We start from the raw sequence: 15,016 nt of genomic DNA on the forward strand, positions 1-15,016 counted from the left end.
CGCGCACCTCCTGCGGTGCGCTCTCGCCGGCGAGGCTAGGGACGCACGGGGACGGTGCGCGTCACCGTGGTGGAGGGCTGTGGACGCGGCGGCAATGACGGCCCGGGCGCCCGGCTCAGCGCGCCCGCTTGTCCCGCTTGCGGCGCGGTTCGAGCAGCTCCGGCTCGCGCTCCATGCCGTGCTGGGGCGGGACCGGCACCGGCGGGCCGGCTGGGCGGTCGAGGCCCGGGTCGGCGGTGTCGGGCGAGGCAGCGGAGCGGGCCTGCCGGCGCTCGCGGAAGGCCGCCTGGGCCTCCTCGCGTTCGGCGCGCACGGCGGCGAGCCGGTCGCGCTGGCTGCGCTCGCGCTCCGCGCGGGCCTGGCGCACCGCCTCCTCGATCCGCTCGCGAGAGCTCTGCGCGGCCGCCCGGCGGCCGGCCGGGGCGTCGTCGTCGACCTGGGGGCGGGGCGCCAGCGGGTCGAGATCGTCGGGCATGGCCTCGAGAGAGGAGACCTGCGCAGTCCGCGGCTCCACCGGGACCGGCGTCCGGCCCGCCTCGGCGGGCGTGGGCGAGGTGGCGGCGCGGGCGGGGGACACGGCGCTGGGCGCGGGGCGGACGGGGACGACGGCGGCGCCGGCGCCGGGGACCCCGGGAGGGCCGGACTCGGCCCCGCGCGGGCCGACGGTCGACGCCGGGGTGGCCGCGGACAAGGGGCCCAGGTCGTGGGGACGGACCACCGACGCGTGGGGCTCCGCCGTCCCCCGCTTGCCCGGGCCCGCCTCGCTGGCGACCAGGCCGTGCGCCGCCTCGGCCTCGGTGACGGAGTCGCCGGGCGCGGGCGTGCCGAGCACGGCCAGCTCGCCGCGCAGCCGCTCGAGCTCGGCCTGGAGGTTCTCGCGGGCGCTGTCCTCCCACTGCCCACCCAGGGGGCTGAGGAAGATCTGACGCCGGCCGAGGAGCTTGGTGACGATCGCCCGGCGCGCCTCGAGGTAGTGCCGCAGCGGCAGGTGCGCGTACTCCTCGCGCACCGCCGTGCGGTAGGCGCGGTAGTGCTGCGGGTCCGCGGCCAGCACGGCGAGGTCGGCGTCGCACAGGGCGAGGGCGTCGATGTCGCGCGGGTCGGCGTCGTGCCGCTTGAGGTTGAGGATGAGGTAGGCCACCCGGGCGGTGACCTTCTCGGGCACGCCCAGCGCGGTGAGCTCGGTGGTGGCCAGCTCGGCGGAGGCCACCTCGTCCTCGCCGCCGCTGCGGGAGTAGGCCTTGGACGGCGTGGAGCTGAACACGGCGCCGTGGTACCAGGTGGCGAGCCGGACCACGTCGGGGTGGTGGGTCTCCTCGGCGAGCTCATCGACGCGCGCGAGGACGTCGACGAGGTGCTTGAGGTTGTGGAAGTGGCGGTCCGGCTCCTGCCAGCGCGCGAGAAGCCTGCGGCAGGTTTCCTCGATCTCCTCCCGGGGCGCGGTGGCGCCGACGGCGAGGACGCTGCGGACGAAGGCGGAGGGCAACCATTGTGGTACGTCGGTGACGCCCATGGCTCCGTTCCCTTGACGGTTCGTGTCCAGAGCCCCGAGCGTAGACCGACGCCGCAGGGAATCAAGTCCCGATAGGGACGGCACCGTCCGGGGTGGCGCGTCTCACCGACGCCGGCCTGACGGCAACCGTGGCCCGGCCCGGCCAGGCCCAGGGCGGTCGGGGAGGTCACCCGCGCCGTCGGGCGAAGGCGACCCCGCGCCGTCGAACGTGACCCCGCGCCGTCGACGGTGACCCCGGCCGTCGGGCGAACGTAACGCCCCGCCGTCGGGCGACGGCGACCCACGGTGCCGGCGGCCCGCCCACGTCGCCGTTCCGGCCGCGAAGGGTGTCGGGTACGGGCACCGATCCCCGGTATTGTCAGCGGAATGTCATCATCCTTGGACGGGGCGCATGTGCTCCTGACGGGCGCCACGGGATTCGTCGGCCAGGCCGTCCTCGAGAAGATCCTCTCCGCCTACCCGACCACCCGGGTGAGCGTGCTCGTCCGACCCCGCGGCGACCTCACCGCGCAGATGCGCGTGGACAAGCTCCTGCGCAAGCCCGCCTTCCGCACCTGGCGGGAGGCGGTGGGCGAGGAGGCGGCCGCGGCGGCGGTGCGCGAGCGCGTCACCGTGCTCGAGGGCGACCTGGGCGCCCTGCCCCCGCTGCCCGGCGACGTCGACGTCGTCATCCACTCCGCGTCCACGGTCTCCTTCGACCTGCCCATCGACGAGGCGTTCACGGCGAACGTCGGCGGCCCGCTGTCCCTGTACCAGGCGCTGCTCGCCACCGGGGCGGACCCGCACGTCGTCCACGTCTCCACCAGCTACGTCGCCGGCCTGCGCAAGGGCGTGGCCGAGGAGCGCGCCCTGGACCACTCGGTGGACCGCGAGCGCGAGTTCGCCTTCGCACTGACCGCCCGGGAGGAGGTCGAGGCGGCCTCGCGCCGCCCGGAGGTGCTGCGCCAGCTGCTGGCCGAGGCGCAGACGGCCCACCGCCGCGCCGGCGCCCGCGCCGTCGCCGAGGCCGCCGAGGAGGCCCGCCAGGAGTGGGTGCGCCACGAGCTCGTCGAGGCCGGCCGCACCCGCGCCAACACCCTGGGCTGGACCGACGTCTACACCTTCACCAAGGCGCTCGGCGAGCGCGTCGCCGAGGACCTGTGGGCCGGCGCCGGCCACCGGCTGTCCGTGGTGCGCCCGACCATCATCGAGTCGGCGCTCAAGCACCCCTACCCGGGCTGGATCGACGGGTTCAAGGTCGCCGACCCGCTCATCGCGGCCTACGGGCGCGGCATGCTGCCGGAGTTCCCCGCGCTCGCGGACACCGTGCTCGACGTCATCCCGGTGGACTTCGTCGTCAACGCCATCCTCGCCGCGGCCGCCGCGCCGCCGGCGCCGGGCGGGGCGAACTACTACCAGGTCTCCTCCGGGCTGACCAACCCGCTGCCGCTGGGCCAGCTGGTCCGGCTCGTGCGCGAGTACTTCAAGGCGCACCCCCTCACCGACGCCGAGGGCGCCCACGTGGCGGTGCCCGCGTGGTCCTTCCCGCACACCGGGGCCGTCGAGCGGGCGCTGCGCCGGCGCGAGCGCGCCGTCGAGCTCGCCGACCGCGCCGTGGGCCGCCTGCCCGCCACGGTGCGCACGCGCAAGTGGATCTCCGGCCTGCACCGGGCGCGCCGCGACCTCGGCACGCTGCGCAAGTTCACCAACCTCTACCAGCCGTACACCCAGACCGAGGTGATCTTCGACGACGCCCGGCTGCGCGAGCTGCACGCGGCGCTGCCGGCGGAGCGGCAGGACGCCCACGGGTTCGACGTCACCGAGATCGACTGGCGCCGCTACCTGCAGGAGATCCACATCCCCAACGTCCCCGGGCTCATGCGCAGCCGCGGCGGGGCGTCCTCGCCGACGGCGCCGGCGGAGCTGACCGAGCGCACCGACGTCCTCGCGGTGTTCGACCTGCAGCGCACCGTCGCCGCCGCCACGCTCGTGGAGCAGTACCTGTGGGTCGAGCTGGCCGCCAAGCCGGCGACGAGCTGGCCGGCCTCGCTGGCCAACCTCGTCGCGCTGGGCCCGCGCTACCTGCAGGCCGAGCGCCGCGACCGCGGGGACTTCATCCGTCAGTTCATGCGCCGCTACGAGGGCGTCAGCGAGGCCGAGCTGCGCGAGGTGGTCGCCAAGCGGGTGACGCCGTCGCTGCGGCGCGGGCTGCTGCAGGAGGCGCTGCGCCGGGTCGCGGCCCACCGCGCCGCCGGGCACCGCACCGTGCTGCTCACCGGGGAGATCGACGTCTTCGTCGAGCCCCTGGCCCCGCTGTTCGACCACATCGAGGCCGGGAAGATGGAGGTCGGCCCGGACGGGCGCTGGACCGGGCACCTGGCCGCCTCGCCGCTGGTGGGCGAGGCCCGCGCGGCCTGGCTGCGCCGCTACGCCCGCGAGGAGGGCCTGGACCTCAGCGCCTCCTACGCCTACGGCGACAGCTACGCCGACCGGTCCTGGCTGGAGGAGGTCGGGCACCCGCACGCGGTGAACCCCGACGCCAGCCTCTACCGTTATGCCAAGTCGCGGCGCTGGCCCGTTCTGACCTGGACCACCACCGCGGAGGGCCGGCTCTCCCCGGTCCTGCGGAGCATCAAGGGGGCGCAGAGGCGATGAGCACGGGAACCGGACAGCGAGGTCCGACGCTCGGGGCACGGCGCGCCGTGCCGCCGGGCGACTCGGTGCTGCGCGGGCGGGCCCTCATCACCGGGGGCACCTCGGGCATCGGGCTCTCCTTCGCCCACGCCCTGGCCGCGCGCGGCTGCGACCTCGTGCTCGTCGCCCGGGACGCGGCCCGCCTGGACAAGACCGCGGAGCAGCTGCGCTGGCGCTACGGCGTCGACGTCGAGACGCTGCGCGCGGACCTGGCCGACCGGGGCGACGTCGCCGCCGTTGCCGCCCGCCTCGAGGACGCCGACAACCCCGTGGAGGTGCTGGTCAACAACGCCGGCCGGGGCGTGCACGTGCGGCTCCTCGACGCCGACACCACCGAGCACGAGAGCGCGCTCGACCTCATGGTGCGCGCCGTCCTCGTCCTCGGCGGCGCGGCCGGCCGGGCCATGCGCGCGCGCGGCCACGGCGTCATCATCAACGTCTCCTCCGTCGCCGGGCTGATCCCCATGGGCATGTACTCGGCGATCAAGTCCTGGGTGCGCACCTACTCCGAGAGCCTGGCGCTGGAGCTGGCCGGCACCGGGGTGCGGGTGACCACGCTGCTGCCCGGCTGGGTGCGCACGGAGTTCCACGAGCGGGCCGGGATCCGGGCGAGCTCGATCCCCGGCGCGCTGTGGCTGGAGGCCGACGACGTCGTCGCCGAGTGCCTGCAGGACGTCGAGAAGGGCCGGCTGCGCTCGGTGCCGTCCAAGCGGTTCGCGGTGCTGGCCTTCCTCGCCGAGCACGGCCCGCGCCCGGCCGTGCGCCGGGTCACCGCCCAGCTGTCGCGGAGCCGGCGATGAGCGCCCCGCTGAGCCTGCGCCGCTACCGGGCGCGCTGGCACCGGTGGGCCCGGTTCGTCGCCCAGCGCCTCGTGCTGCGCTCGGTGGTGCGCACCACCACCGACGTCAGCGTCGAGGGCGCCGACAACCTCGACGGGCTGGCCGGCGGCCCGTTCGTCGTCGTCGCCAACCACACCAGCCACCTGGACGCCACGCTGATCGTCACCGGCCTGCCGCGCCGGCTGACCGCCCACCTGGCCGTGGCCGCCGCGGCCGACTACTTCTACAAGCAGTGGTGGGTCAAGGCGCCGACCTCGCTGTTCTTCAACTCCTACCCGGTGCACCGCACCGGGGGCGGGCGCGGCAAGGGCATGTCCGCCCGGCTGCTCGCCGCCGGGATGCCGGTGCTGATCTTCCCCGAGGGCACCCGCTCGCGCGACGGACGGATGAAGCGCTTCACGCCCGGCGCCGCCGCCCTGTGCGTGGGCCAGGACGTGCCGTGCGTGCCCGTGGCGCTCATCGGCACCGCCGAGGCCATGCCGGTGGGCCGGTCCTGGCCGGTGCCCGGCCGGCCCCCGGTGCGGATGCTCCTCGGGCGGCCCATGCGGCCCCACCCCGGCGAGAAGGCCCGCGACTTCAACGCCCGCGTGCAGGCCCGCATCGCCACCATGCTCACCATGCAGACCCCCTACGTGCTCGCCGACGGGCCGCAGGGCGGATCCGACCACCCCGAGGACAAGCAGCAGGAGGAGGCTTCGTGAACGGTGTCACGCACCAGAAGTGGTGGGGCTGGGGGGTGGAGGGCGTCGCCTTCCACCACGAGGACAAGCCCAAGCTGGCGCCGTTCGTGCTGGACAAGGTCGGCATCGACCTGCACGCCCCCGGCACCCCGCCGCCGGCGTTCGACGACCTCGCCGTGCCCGCCACCCGGCTGGGGGACGAGCTGGCCGCCACGCTGCGCCGCGCCGTCGGCGAGGACTACCTCGTCACCGCCGACCTCGACCGGGTGGTGCACACCTACGGCAAGGGCCTGGCCGACCTGGTCAAGGTCCGCGCCGGGCACCTCCCGCGGGTGCCCGACGTCGTCGTCTACCCCGGCGACGAGGACGAGGTCCGGGCGGTGGTCGACGCCGTCGTCGCCGCCGACGCGGTCCTCATCCCCTTCGGCGGCGGGTCGAACATCTCTGGCTCGCTCACCCCGCCGGCCGAGGAGGGACGCGTCGTCGTCTCCCTGGACCTGGGCCGGATGAACCGGGTGCTCGAGGTCGACGAGGCCGCGGGCCTGGCCCGCGTGCAGGCCGGCGTGCTCGGCCCGGACCTGGAGGACCAGCTCGGCGCGCGCGGGTGGACCATGGGCCACCAGCCGGACAGCTTCCGCCACTCCACCCTGGGCGGGTGGATCGCGACCCGCTCCTCGGGCATGCAGTCCGACAAGTACGGCGACATCGCCGACATCACCCGCGGCCTGCGGGTGGTCCAGCCCGGCAAGGTGGTCGTGCTGCGCCCGCTGCCCTCGACCTCCTCCGGCCCCAGCGTGCGCGAGATGATCCTCGGCTCCGAGGGCCGCCTGGGCGTGGTCACCGAGGCGTGGGTCAACGTCCACCGCGTGCCGGAGAACCGCGAGATCATCGCCTACCTGTTCCCGACCTGGGCGGCCGGGCTGGCCGCGATGACCGAGATCTCGGCCTCCGACGCCGCGCCGTCGGTCACCCGGGTCTCCGACGCCAACGAGACGCAGTTCTCCCTCGCGACGCAGAAGAAGAGCCGCGGGGTCAAGAGCAAGGTCTCCAAGGCCCTGTTCGCCGTCCTGGAGCGGCGGGGCTGGGACCTGGACCAGGCGTGCCTGTCCTACATCGGGTACGAGGGCGGCAAGGAGCGCGTGGCCCGCGAGAAGGCGATCGTCGGCAAGATCGTCAAGGCGCACGGCGGCATCAAGCTCGGCACCGGCCCCGGCGCCCTGTACGACCAGAAGAAGTTCGACACCCCCTACATCCGCGACTTCCTGCTCGACGTCGGTGGCCTCGCGGACGTCTCGGAGACGGCCGCGCCGTGGTCGAAGCTCATGGACGTCTACTCCGGCAGCGTGCGCGCGGCCCGTGAGGCGTTCGACCGGCTCGGGGTCAAGGGCTTCATCATGTGCCACCTCTCGCACAGCTATCACTCCGGCGCGTGCCTGTACTTCACGTTCGCGTTCCCGCCCGGCACCGACGACGTCGAGGAGCAGCTCGCGCGCTACTGGGAGGTCAAGAGCGCCGTCCAGCAGTCCTTCATCGACACCGGCGCCACGATCTCCCACCACCACGGTGTGGGAACCGACCACGCGCACTGGCTCGAGGAGGACATCTCCGAGGCCGGCACGGACGTCATGGTCGCGCTGCTGCGCGGGGTCGACCCGGGTCGCAACCTCAACCCCGGCACGCTCATCCCGGCCCAGCGGGAGTGGTGAGCGGGCCGGGTTCGACGGTGTGCCGGCGGGTACGTGCTGCCGGCGAACGGTGAGCCGCGCTCAGCGTTGGTGAGCCGCGGTCAGCGGCGAGGGACGGCCGGGCGCCCGGGTGGGCGTCCGGCCGTTTCGTGTCCGGGGCCGAGCCTTCGCCCGGGCCTTCGACCTCGCCGGAGAAGCGCGACCTCGCCGGGCCGTGCCGGTCACCGCCGGGGGGTCTGGTTCGGCGCCTCGGTGCGTGCGGGCGCCGGCGGGGACGACGGCGCAGCCTGGGCCGGTCCGGTGTCCTCGCGGGGTCCGGCGTCACCGGCTTCCTCCGGTGACTGGGCCGGTCGGGCGTCGCCGTCGGCCGGCGACGCAGCCGGCTCGCCCAGGCCTCCCGCCCCGCCGGGGGCCGCCGGCTCGCCTAGGCCTCCCGCCCCGCCGGGGGTCGCCGGCGCGGACGCGTCCTCCGGCCCCTGCGGGTGGTGCTCCCGCGGCCCGGCCACGGGCATGGCCACCTGCACGGTGGTGCCCCCGCCCGGGGTGGGCACGATGCGCACCCCGCCCTCGTGGGTGCCCATGATGGCGGCGACGATCGCCAGGCCCAGGCCCGAGCCGCCGGAGCTGCGGGTGCGGGAGGGGTCCACCCGGTAGAACCGCTCGAAGACCCGGTTGGCGTCCTCGGCGGCGATGCCCGGGCCGTGATCGCGGACCTCCAGCAGCGCCCAGCCGGCCTCGGGCAGCCCGACCGCGATCTCCAGCGGCGTGCCGGCCGGGGTGTGCTGCAGGACGTTGCCCACGAGGTTGGCGACCACCTGGCGGATCTTGTTCTCGTCCGCCCGCACGGTCAGCGGCGCCGGCGCGCCCTCGCCGGTCAGCGCGACCGCCCGGGAGGGGCGGTCGGGGGCCACGGCCCGCAGGTCGGCGACGGCGTCGGCCGCCACGGCCGCGAGGTCCACCTGGCGCAGGTCGAGCGGGCGCCCCTCGTCCAGGCGGGCGAGCTGGAGGAGGTCCTCCACGAGCGCGCCCATCCGCTTGGACTCGGCCTCGATCCGGCTCATCGCCTGCCCGACGTCGGCCACCCCGCCCATGCGGTACAGCTCGCCGTAGCCGCGGATGGTCGACAGCGGGGTGCGCAGCTCGTGGGAGGCGTCGGAGACGAACCGGCGCATCCGCTGCTCCGAGGCGCGCTGGGCGGCGAAGGACTGCTCGATCTGGGCGAGCATGACGTTGAGGGAGTGGGCCAGCGAGCCGACCTCCGTCGTCGGCGGCTGGGTCGGGACGCGGCGGGAGAGGTCGCCGGCGGCGATCGCCCCGGCGGTGGCCTCGATCTCGCGCAGCGGCCGCAGCGACCGGCGCACAGCCGCCCACGCGGCCAGCGCGCCCAGGGCGGCGATGAGCAGCCCGGAGACGACCAGCAGCTTGCCGGTGCTCGCCATGGTGGCGTCCACGGACACCAGCGGCAGCGCCACGGTCACCGCACCCACGGTGGGCCCGCCGGCGCTGAGCGGGTAGGTCACCGCGCGCCAGTGGATGTGCGAGCCGCGCCCGTCCAGCGTGACCGGCGTGGGGGTGCGGTTGAGGTCGTCGAGGTCGACGGCCGGCAGCCGCGGCGTGCCGAGCTGCTGCTGCAGGTGCGGGTTGGGGATCTCGACGGTGTGCCCGCCCGCGAGCTGGATCGCCAGGTAGTAGTTCGACGGCAGGATCGCCTGCTGCGCGCGGCCCGCCACGAGCTGGTCAACCGTGCGCTCGGCCAGCTCCTCCCCGCGGGAGGTCAGCTCGTCGTCGACCTGCTGGACGAGGTGGGCGTGCAGCACCGTCAGGGTGGTGACCCCCGCGCTGGCCAGGCCGACGAGCAGCAGCACCGTGATGATCGTGACGAGCCGGGCGCTGAGCGGGACGGCGCGCCACCGCTCCAGCGGGTGGTGCCGCTGGCGGGGGTGGCGCGGTTCCCGCGGATGCTGCCGCTCGCGCGGATGCTGCCGCTCGCGGGGGTGGCGCCGCATCAGCTCTGCTGGCGGAGCACGTAGCCGACGCCGCGGCGGGTGTGGATGAGCGGGCGGATGTCGGCGTTCGGCGCCAGCCCCAGCGCGGTCGCGGAGTCGAGCTTGCGGCGCAGGTAGGAGATGTAGGACTCCACGATCGCGGCGTCGCCGGCGAAGTCGTAGTCCCACACGTGGTCGAGGATCTGCGTCTTGGACACCACCCGCTCGGCGTTGATCATGAGGTAGCGCAGCAGCTTGAACTCGGTGGGGGAGAGCTCGACGAGCCGGCCGGCGCGGCGCACCTCGTGGGCGTCCTCGTCCAGCTCGAGGTCGGCGTAGCGCAGCACGGCGTCGTCGTCCTCCTCCGCGGGGCGGGTGCGCCGCAGGATCGCCCGGATCCGCGCGACGACCTCTTCGAGGCTGAAGGGCTTGGTGACGTAGTCGTCCCCGCCGACGGTCAGGCCCTGGACCTTGTCGCTCATGTCGTCGCGGGCGGTCAGGAACAGCACCGGGATGGCGTCGCCGTGTGCGCGCAGGCGCCGCAGCACGGTGAAGCCGTCCATGTCCGGCAGCATGACGTCGAGGACGACGAGGTCGGGACGCTGCTGGGCCGCCGCGCGCACGGCGGCGTTGCCGTCCTCGGCGGTGACGACGTCGAAGCCGGCGAAGCGCAGCGAGGCGGAGAGCAGCTCGCGGATGCTCGGCTCGTCGTCGACCACCAGCAGCTGGGCCTCGGCCGGCTTCTCCCCGGCGGGGCGGCGCGGGGAACGGGAGGTGGTGGTGGCGTCCATGGCTCCCAGTGTGACGCGTGGCGCTGGGGGTTGCCTGGGAGCGGGCTGGTGCGAGGCTGGGACGCCGCTCAGATCTGCACGGTGCCCTCGATGATCGTCGCGGTGTCCCCGCCCACCCAGATCTCGCCGTCCTCGGCCGCCACGTGCACCCGCCCGGCGCGGCCCAGCACGGTGCCCTGGGCGGCGAGATAGGCCGCCGGGGCCTCGCCGGTGTCCATGAGCCACTTCGCGAAGCCGGCGTTGAGGCTGCCGGTGACCGGGTCCTCGGTGCCGGTGCCCATGAGCGCGCGGACCTCGAAGTCGGGCCGCTCGTCCCCGCCGGCGGCGCCGTCGTCCTCCGGGTAGGGGCCGACAACCCCGACGAACAGCTCGCCGAGCCGGGCGGAGTCGGGGCGGATGGCGAGGACCTGCTCGGCCGAGGCCAGGCGCAGGCCGATCCACACCGGGCCGTTGACCAGCCAGGAGCTGTCGAGCACGTCCGCCGGGTCCAGCCGCAACCCGGCGACGGCCTGGGCCAGCGTGGCCGGGTCGACCGGCTCGTACCGGGTCAGCGGCGGCCCGGCGAAGGCCCACCGGCCCTCCCGCTCACGCAGCTCGACCAGGCCCGCGGCGCACTCCTGGACCAGCCGGCCCGGCGTGCGCGGGGTGCCGCCGGCCGCGCGCCAGGCGTGGGCGGAGCCGAGCGTGGGGTGCCCGGCGAAGGGCAGCTCCTCGTCGGTGGTGAAGATCCGCACCCGGTAGTCCGCCTCGGCGGTGGTGGGCGGCAGCAGGAAGGTGGTCTCGGACAGGTTGGTCCAGCGGGCGAACGCCTGCATGTCGTGGTCGCTCAGGCCGTCGCCGTCGACGACGACGGCTACCGGGTTGCCCCGGAAGGGCTCGGCGGAGAAGACGTCGACCTGGGCGAAGCGGCGCGGGTTCATGGTGCTCACCGTAGCGGGGGCCGCCGACACACCGGCGCGGCGGCCCGGCTCAGCGCGCGTCCCCGGGATCAGTGCCCGTCGTGGGTGACGCGCCCGCCCAGCACCGTCGCGGCCACCGGCATCGCCCGCAGGCCGGCGGCCGCCTCCGCCGTCGTCGCCGCCGGGGCCAGCGGGTCGGCGTCGAGGAGGACGACGTCGCCGCGCGAGCCGACCCCCAGCGTGCCCTGCCCGTCGGTGCTCGCCACCAGCGCCTCGGCGACGCTCAGCTGCTGCTCGGGGTGCCAGGGGGCCCGGTCGTCGCCGCTGCGGTGCACGGCGGCGGCCATGGCCAGCCACGGGTCCAGCGGCGCCACCGGTGCGTCGGAGCCCAGGGCCAGGGGGACGCCGGCGTCCAGCAGGGTCCGGAAGGGGAAGGCGTCCCCGGTGCGCCCGGGCCAGACCCGCTCGGCGACGTCGCGGTCGTCGAGCAGGTGCGCCGGCTGGACGCTGGCGACGACGCCAAGGCGGGCCATCCGCGCGGCGTCGGCCGGGGTGAGCAGCTGGGCGTGCTCGATGCTGCCGCGCGCGCCGGTGGCGGCGAAGGCGTCCAGGGCCAGCCCCACCGCGGCGTCGCCGATGGCGTGCAGGGCGACGGCGAGCCTGCCCTGGCGGGCCCGACGCAGCAGCCGGTCGAGCTCATCAGGCCCGACGGACTGCACCCCGCACGGGTGCCCGGCGTCGCCGGGGACGGGGTAGGCGTCGCGGCAGTGGGCGGTGCGGGTGTTGAGGGCGCCGTCGGAGATGATCTTCAGCGGCCCCATGGTGACCAGGCCCGCCCCGCCGGGCAGCGGGTCGCCGGTGCGCAGCCCGGCCGCGAGGACCGCCTCGAGCCGGTCGGGGTAGACCCCGGCGCGCACCCGCAGCAGGTCCAGGCCCTGGCCGATCCGCTCGGGCCACTCGCGCTCGTTCGCGGCGAACTCCACGTCCACGACGCCGACGACGCCGCGGCCCGCCGCGTCCGCGAGCGCCTGGCGGTAGCCGGCCGCCGCGTCCGCGCCGGGCAGCGACGGGACCTTGGCGAGCGCGGTGAACCACGGGCCCTCGCGCACCAGCCCGTCGTCGGCGGGCCCGCCCGCCGGCAGGCCGAGCAGGGCGCGCGCGGCGGAGCTGAGCCAGCCGCTGTGGACGTCGCCGGAGGCGAGCACGACCGCGGTGGCGCCGGCGACGGCGTCGAGCGCGCCGAGGGTGGGGACGTCGGGCCACAGGGCGTCGCGGAAGCCGAACCCGAGCAGGGGCCGGCCGGCCGGGTGGGCGGCGAGCCGGGCGCGGACGAGGTCGAGGACGGCGGCGGCGCTGCCCGCCGTCGAGAGGTCCAGGCGGCCAAACGTGCCCGCCCACTGCCCCAGGTGCACGTGGCGGTCCCACAGCCCCGGGACGGCCCACCGGCCGCCGGCGTCGAGGACCGGCTCGCCGGGCCGCGGGTCCAGGTGCGGGGCGACTGCGGTGACCTCGCCGTCGGCGATGCGCACGTCGACCGGGCCGTCGGGGGCCGCCGGGGCGGGGGCGCGGCCGGCGCGCGCGGCGACCGGCACGAGCCGCACCCGCCGCAGCACCAGCGGGGCGGTGCGGGCATCCGGCCCGGGCGGGACGGCGCCGGGGCGGGAGGCCGCGGCCGGCGAGGGCACGGGGCCTACAGGTAGCGGCTGGGGTCGAACGACGCGAGCGGGATAATCCGCACGCGCGGCAGGACGGCGTTGAAGGCGCCCAGGTCGTCCTCGAGGTCGTAGATCTGCAGGCCCCGGTCGGCGAGCCCGGCGAGCTCGGAGTTGAGGAACTCACGGAAGCAGAGCACGCCCACGCGGCGGCCGTCGTCGAGGAGGCGCTCGACCTGGGGGATGTAGTCGCCGTCGTGCGAGGCGAGCAGCACGTCCCCGCTGCCCTGGGCGAGGATGGCCTCCATCGTGCGCTGGATGCCGATGTCGACGACCTTCTCGGTGCCGGTGCCCGCCAGCGGGATGGGGCGGAAGTCCATCGCCAGCAGCGCCTGGACGAAGCTCATCGGCATCTGCCCGCTGGTGGCGTTGAGGAAGAACAGCCCGCGGGCGTCCTCGTGCCAGACCTCCTGGGTGAAGTGGAGGATGCGGTCCCAGCGCGGCCGCTCCGCGGGCTCGGGCCGGCGGCCGAGAACGCTCATCCCCAGGGTGGCGTCGATGTTCTCGCCGTCGACGAGGAGGTACGTGGTGCGGTCAGCGCTCTCGGACATGCGCTCAGCGTAGTTGGCGACGTGGCGCGTCCGGCGCCATTGCCCGGGGCGTGGCCCCAGACGATAGCGGGACGCGATGCCTTCGCGGGCGGGGCGACTCGCATGATGCAGCGACGCCGTCGCCGAGCTTGCTGATGCTTCCCCGGCTCTCTCGCTGTAGTACTGATGTACCAGATATGCGGTCACGGCGAGAGGGAGCCTTCTGGGCGTGAATGGAGAGTGGCCTCGCCGTTTAGCCTGCGCGGGACGATGGGTGTACTCGTGTGGCTGGCCTATCGCGTTCATATCCACAGCCCGGGCCGGCGCTCGGCGCGACGTCGGTGGGGTGTCATAGGTTGTATGCATGTTCGATGATGAGCAGGACGACAGGCCCACCGGTGGCGATGGTTCCGTCCCCGACGGCGCCCCCGACACTCCGGGCGACGGCGCCGGCGCCGTGGATCACGACGACGTCCCGGGCGCCGCCGGCGACGCCGAGCATCGCCTCGAGGCGGCCAGCGCTGCCGACGGGCCGGCCGGGCTGGCGGGGGTGCTTCAGGCGGTGTCCGCGCTGGTGGGGTTGCCGCTGGCGGTCGGGCTGGCCGCGGTGGTCCCGGACGGGCAGGACCCGGGCGACCTGGTCGAGCTGGCCGCGCAGTGGTCGCGGGTGATCGCCTGGGCCCACTACCAGCGCGCCGAGACCCTCGCGGTCCTGGCCGTGCAGGCCATCGACCGCGACGGGGTCAACGCCGTGACCGCGGTGGCGACCGAGGTGGCCATGCGCCAGGGGATCTCCCGCCCGGGCGCCACCCGCCTGGTGCGCACCGCGATGGCGCTGACCGGGCCGCTGCAGGCCACCGGGGAGGCGCTGGCCCGCGGGGCGCTGGACCCGCGCAAGGCCGACGTCATCGCCGCCGGGCTGGAGCACCTGCCCTACCAGGTCTGCCACGACGTCGAGGACGTCGTGCTGCCCCGGGCGCCCGGGCGCACCGCGCCCCAGGTCGCCCGGGACGTGGTCGAGGCGCTGATCGCGGTGGACCACCACGAGGCCGAGGCCCGCCAGCGCGGCGCCCGGGCGCGGCGGCGGGTGTGCCACCCGCGCCCGCTGGCGGACGGGATGGCCTCGGTCTACGCGGTGTTGCCCGCCGCCGACGCGCTCGCCCTGGACCTGGCCCTGGACGGGGCCGCCCGCGCGGTCAAGGCCGGCGGCGACCGGCGCACCATCGACCAGCTGCGCGCCGACGTCCTGACCGCCGCCGGCGCCGACGCCCTGACCCGCGGCGGCTTCGGCCTCCCACCCCAGCCACCACCCCGCCCCACGGCGACCACGCCGACTACGGCGCCGAGGCCCGCTTCTGGCGCCGCCGCCCCGACGACGCCGGCGACCGCGGCGACCACGGCGACCACGGCGACGACCACGCCGACCGCGACGACGACGCCGACGCAGACGGACGCGGCCGCCACGACGACGGCGCCGGCGGCCCCGCCCGCGCCGTGGTTCCCGCTCGGCCAGGTCGGCGGGGTGCCGGTGCGCATCCACGTCACCGTCCCCCTCACGACCCTCCTCGGCGGCGGCCAGGCGGGCCACCTGGACGGCTACGGCCCCATCGACCCCGCCACCGCCCGCGCCCTGGCCCTGGGCGGGACCTGGAAACGCCTGGTCACCGACCCCCTCACCGGCACCGTCCTGGACCTCGGGCGCACCCGCT

Annotated in this window: 11 protein-coding genes; 5 read left to right on the forward strand and 6 right to left on the reverse strand. The window is 75.7% G+C overall.

Annotation, left to right across the window (positions count from 1 at the left end; all coding sequences use genetic code 11):
• Window positions 1-115: 115 nt before the first annotated feature.
• The gene (locus tag GD880_RS21135) at window positions 116-1,513 is read right to left on the reverse strand and encodes a hypothetical protein (protein ID WP_152232511.1); all 1,398 of its coding nucleotides are present in this window, start codon (window positions 1,511-1,513) and stop codon (window positions 116-118) included.
• 366 nt (window positions 1,514-1,879) lie between these two features.
• Between GD880_RS21135 and GD880_RS15450 the strand changes: the two genes are divergently transcribed.
• Genes GD880_RS15450 through GD880_RS15465 form a run of 4 tightly spaced genes read left to right on the forward strand, consistent with a single transcriptional unit; the run spans window position 1,880 to window position 7,411 of the window.
• Window positions 1,880-4,147 (forward strand): HAD-IB family hydrolase, encoded by a 2,268-nt coding sequence (locus GD880_RS15450; RefSeq protein WP_152232512.1) that lies wholly within the window; start codon window positions 1,880-1,882, stop codon window positions 4,145-4,147.
• Entirely contained in the window at window positions 4,144-4,986 is an 843-nt protein-coding gene (locus GD880_RS15455) for an SDR family NAD(P)-dependent oxidoreductase (RefSeq protein ID WP_152232513.1), read from the forward strand. The genes GD880_RS15450 and GD880_RS15455 overlap by 4 nt, the downstream gene beginning before the upstream one ends.
• Window positions 4,983-5,726, forward strand: a complete 744-nt coding sequence (locus GD880_RS15460) for a lysophospholipid acyltransferase family protein (RefSeq protein ID WP_152232514.1) — start codon at window positions 4,983-4,985, stop codon at window positions 5,724-5,726. Before GD880_RS15455 ends, GD880_RS15460 begins: the two co-directional genes overlap by 4 nt.
• Window positions 5,723-7,411: an FAD-binding oxidoreductase gene (locus GD880_RS15465; protein WP_152232515.1), complete on the forward strand. Its 1,689-nt coding sequence runs from the start codon at window positions 5,723-5,725 to the stop codon at window positions 7,409-7,411. Before GD880_RS15460 ends, GD880_RS15465 begins: the two co-directional genes overlap by 4 nt.
• 200 nt (window positions 7,412-7,611) lie before the next feature.
• Here the strand turns inward: GD880_RS15465 and GD880_RS21060 are convergent, their stop codons facing one another.
• The 5 genes from GD880_RS21060 to GD880_RS15490 form a co-directional block, all read right to left on the reverse strand.
• Window positions 7,612-9,396 carry a sensor histidine kinase gene (locus GD880_RS21060; RefSeq protein ID WP_152232516.1) on the reverse strand — a complete coding sequence of 595 codons (1,785 nt, stop codon included), beginning with the start codon at window positions 9,394-9,396 and terminating at the stop codon, window positions 7,612-7,614.
• Entirely contained in the window at window positions 9,396-10,166 is a 771-nt protein-coding gene (locus GD880_RS15475) for a response regulator transcription factor (protein ID WP_152232517.1), read from the reverse strand. The genes GD880_RS21060 and GD880_RS15475 overlap by 1 nt, the downstream gene beginning before the upstream one ends.
• Window positions 10,167-10,234: 68 nt before the next feature.
• The gene (locus GD880_RS15480) at window positions 10,235-11,086 is read right to left on the reverse strand and encodes a PhzF family phenazine biosynthesis protein (protein WP_152232518.1); all 852 of its coding nucleotides are present in this window, start codon (window positions 11,084-11,086) and stop codon (window positions 10,235-10,237) included.
• A 68-nt stretch (window positions 11,087-11,154) separates the two neighbouring features.
• Window positions 11,155-12,750 (reverse strand): amidohydrolase, encoded by a 1,596-nt coding sequence (locus tag GD880_RS15485; RefSeq protein WP_226909711.1) that lies wholly within the window; start codon window positions 12,748-12,750, stop codon window positions 11,155-11,157.
• A 5-nt stretch (window positions 12,751-12,755) separates the two neighbouring features.
• Window positions 12,756-13,328 (reverse strand): NYN domain-containing protein, encoded by a 573-nt coding sequence (locus GD880_RS15490; RefSeq protein ID WP_152232519.1) that lies wholly within the window; start codon window positions 13,326-13,328, stop codon window positions 12,756-12,758.
• Window positions 13,329-13,671: 343 nt separating this feature from the next.
• On the opposite strand from GD880_RS15490, the gene GD880_RS15495 reads away from it, so the two are divergent.
• Window positions 13,672-15,016 (forward strand): DUF222 domain-containing protein (locus tag GD880_RS15495; RefSeq protein WP_152232520.1); only part of this gene is annotated, 1,345 nt, incomplete at its 3' end.

It is taken from the genome of Georgenia ruanii (genome assembly GCF_009193175.1).
Classification (GTDB): Bacteria; Actinomycetota; Actinomycetes; order Actinomycetales; family Actinomycetaceae; genus Georgenia; species Georgenia ruanii.

Coding starts and splice junctions, on each gene's coding strand:
- GD880_RS21135 (WP_152232511.1), bottom strand. CDS start 1,513: ATGGGCGTCACCGACGTACCACAATGGTTGCCCTCCGCCTTCGTCCGC.
- GD880_RS15450 (WP_152232512.1), top strand. CDS start 1,880: ATGTCATCATCCTTGGACGGGGCGCATGTGCTCCTGACGGGCGCCACG.
- GD880_RS15455 (WP_152232513.1), top strand. CDS start 4,144: ATGAGCACGGGAACCGGACAGCGAGGTCCGACGCTCGGGGCACGGCGC.
- GD880_RS15460 (WP_152232514.1), top strand. CDS start 4,983: ATGAGCGCCCCGCTGAGCCTGCGCCGCTACCGGGCGCGCTGGCACCGG.
- GD880_RS21060 (WP_152232516.1), bottom strand. CDS start 9,396: ATGCGGCGCCACCCCCGCGAGCGGCAGCATCCGCGCGAGCGGCAGCAT.
- GD880_RS15475 (WP_152232517.1), bottom strand. CDS start 10,166: ATGGACGCCACCACCACCTCCCGTTCCCCGCGCCGCCCCGCCGGGGAG.
- GD880_RS15480 (WP_152232518.1), bottom strand. CDS start 11,086: ATGAACCCGCGCCGCTTCGCCCAGGTCGACGTCTTCTCCGCCGAGCCC.
- GD880_RS15490 (WP_152232519.1), bottom strand. CDS start 13,328: ATGTCCGAGAGCGCTGACCGCACCACGTACCTCCTCGTCGACGGCGAG.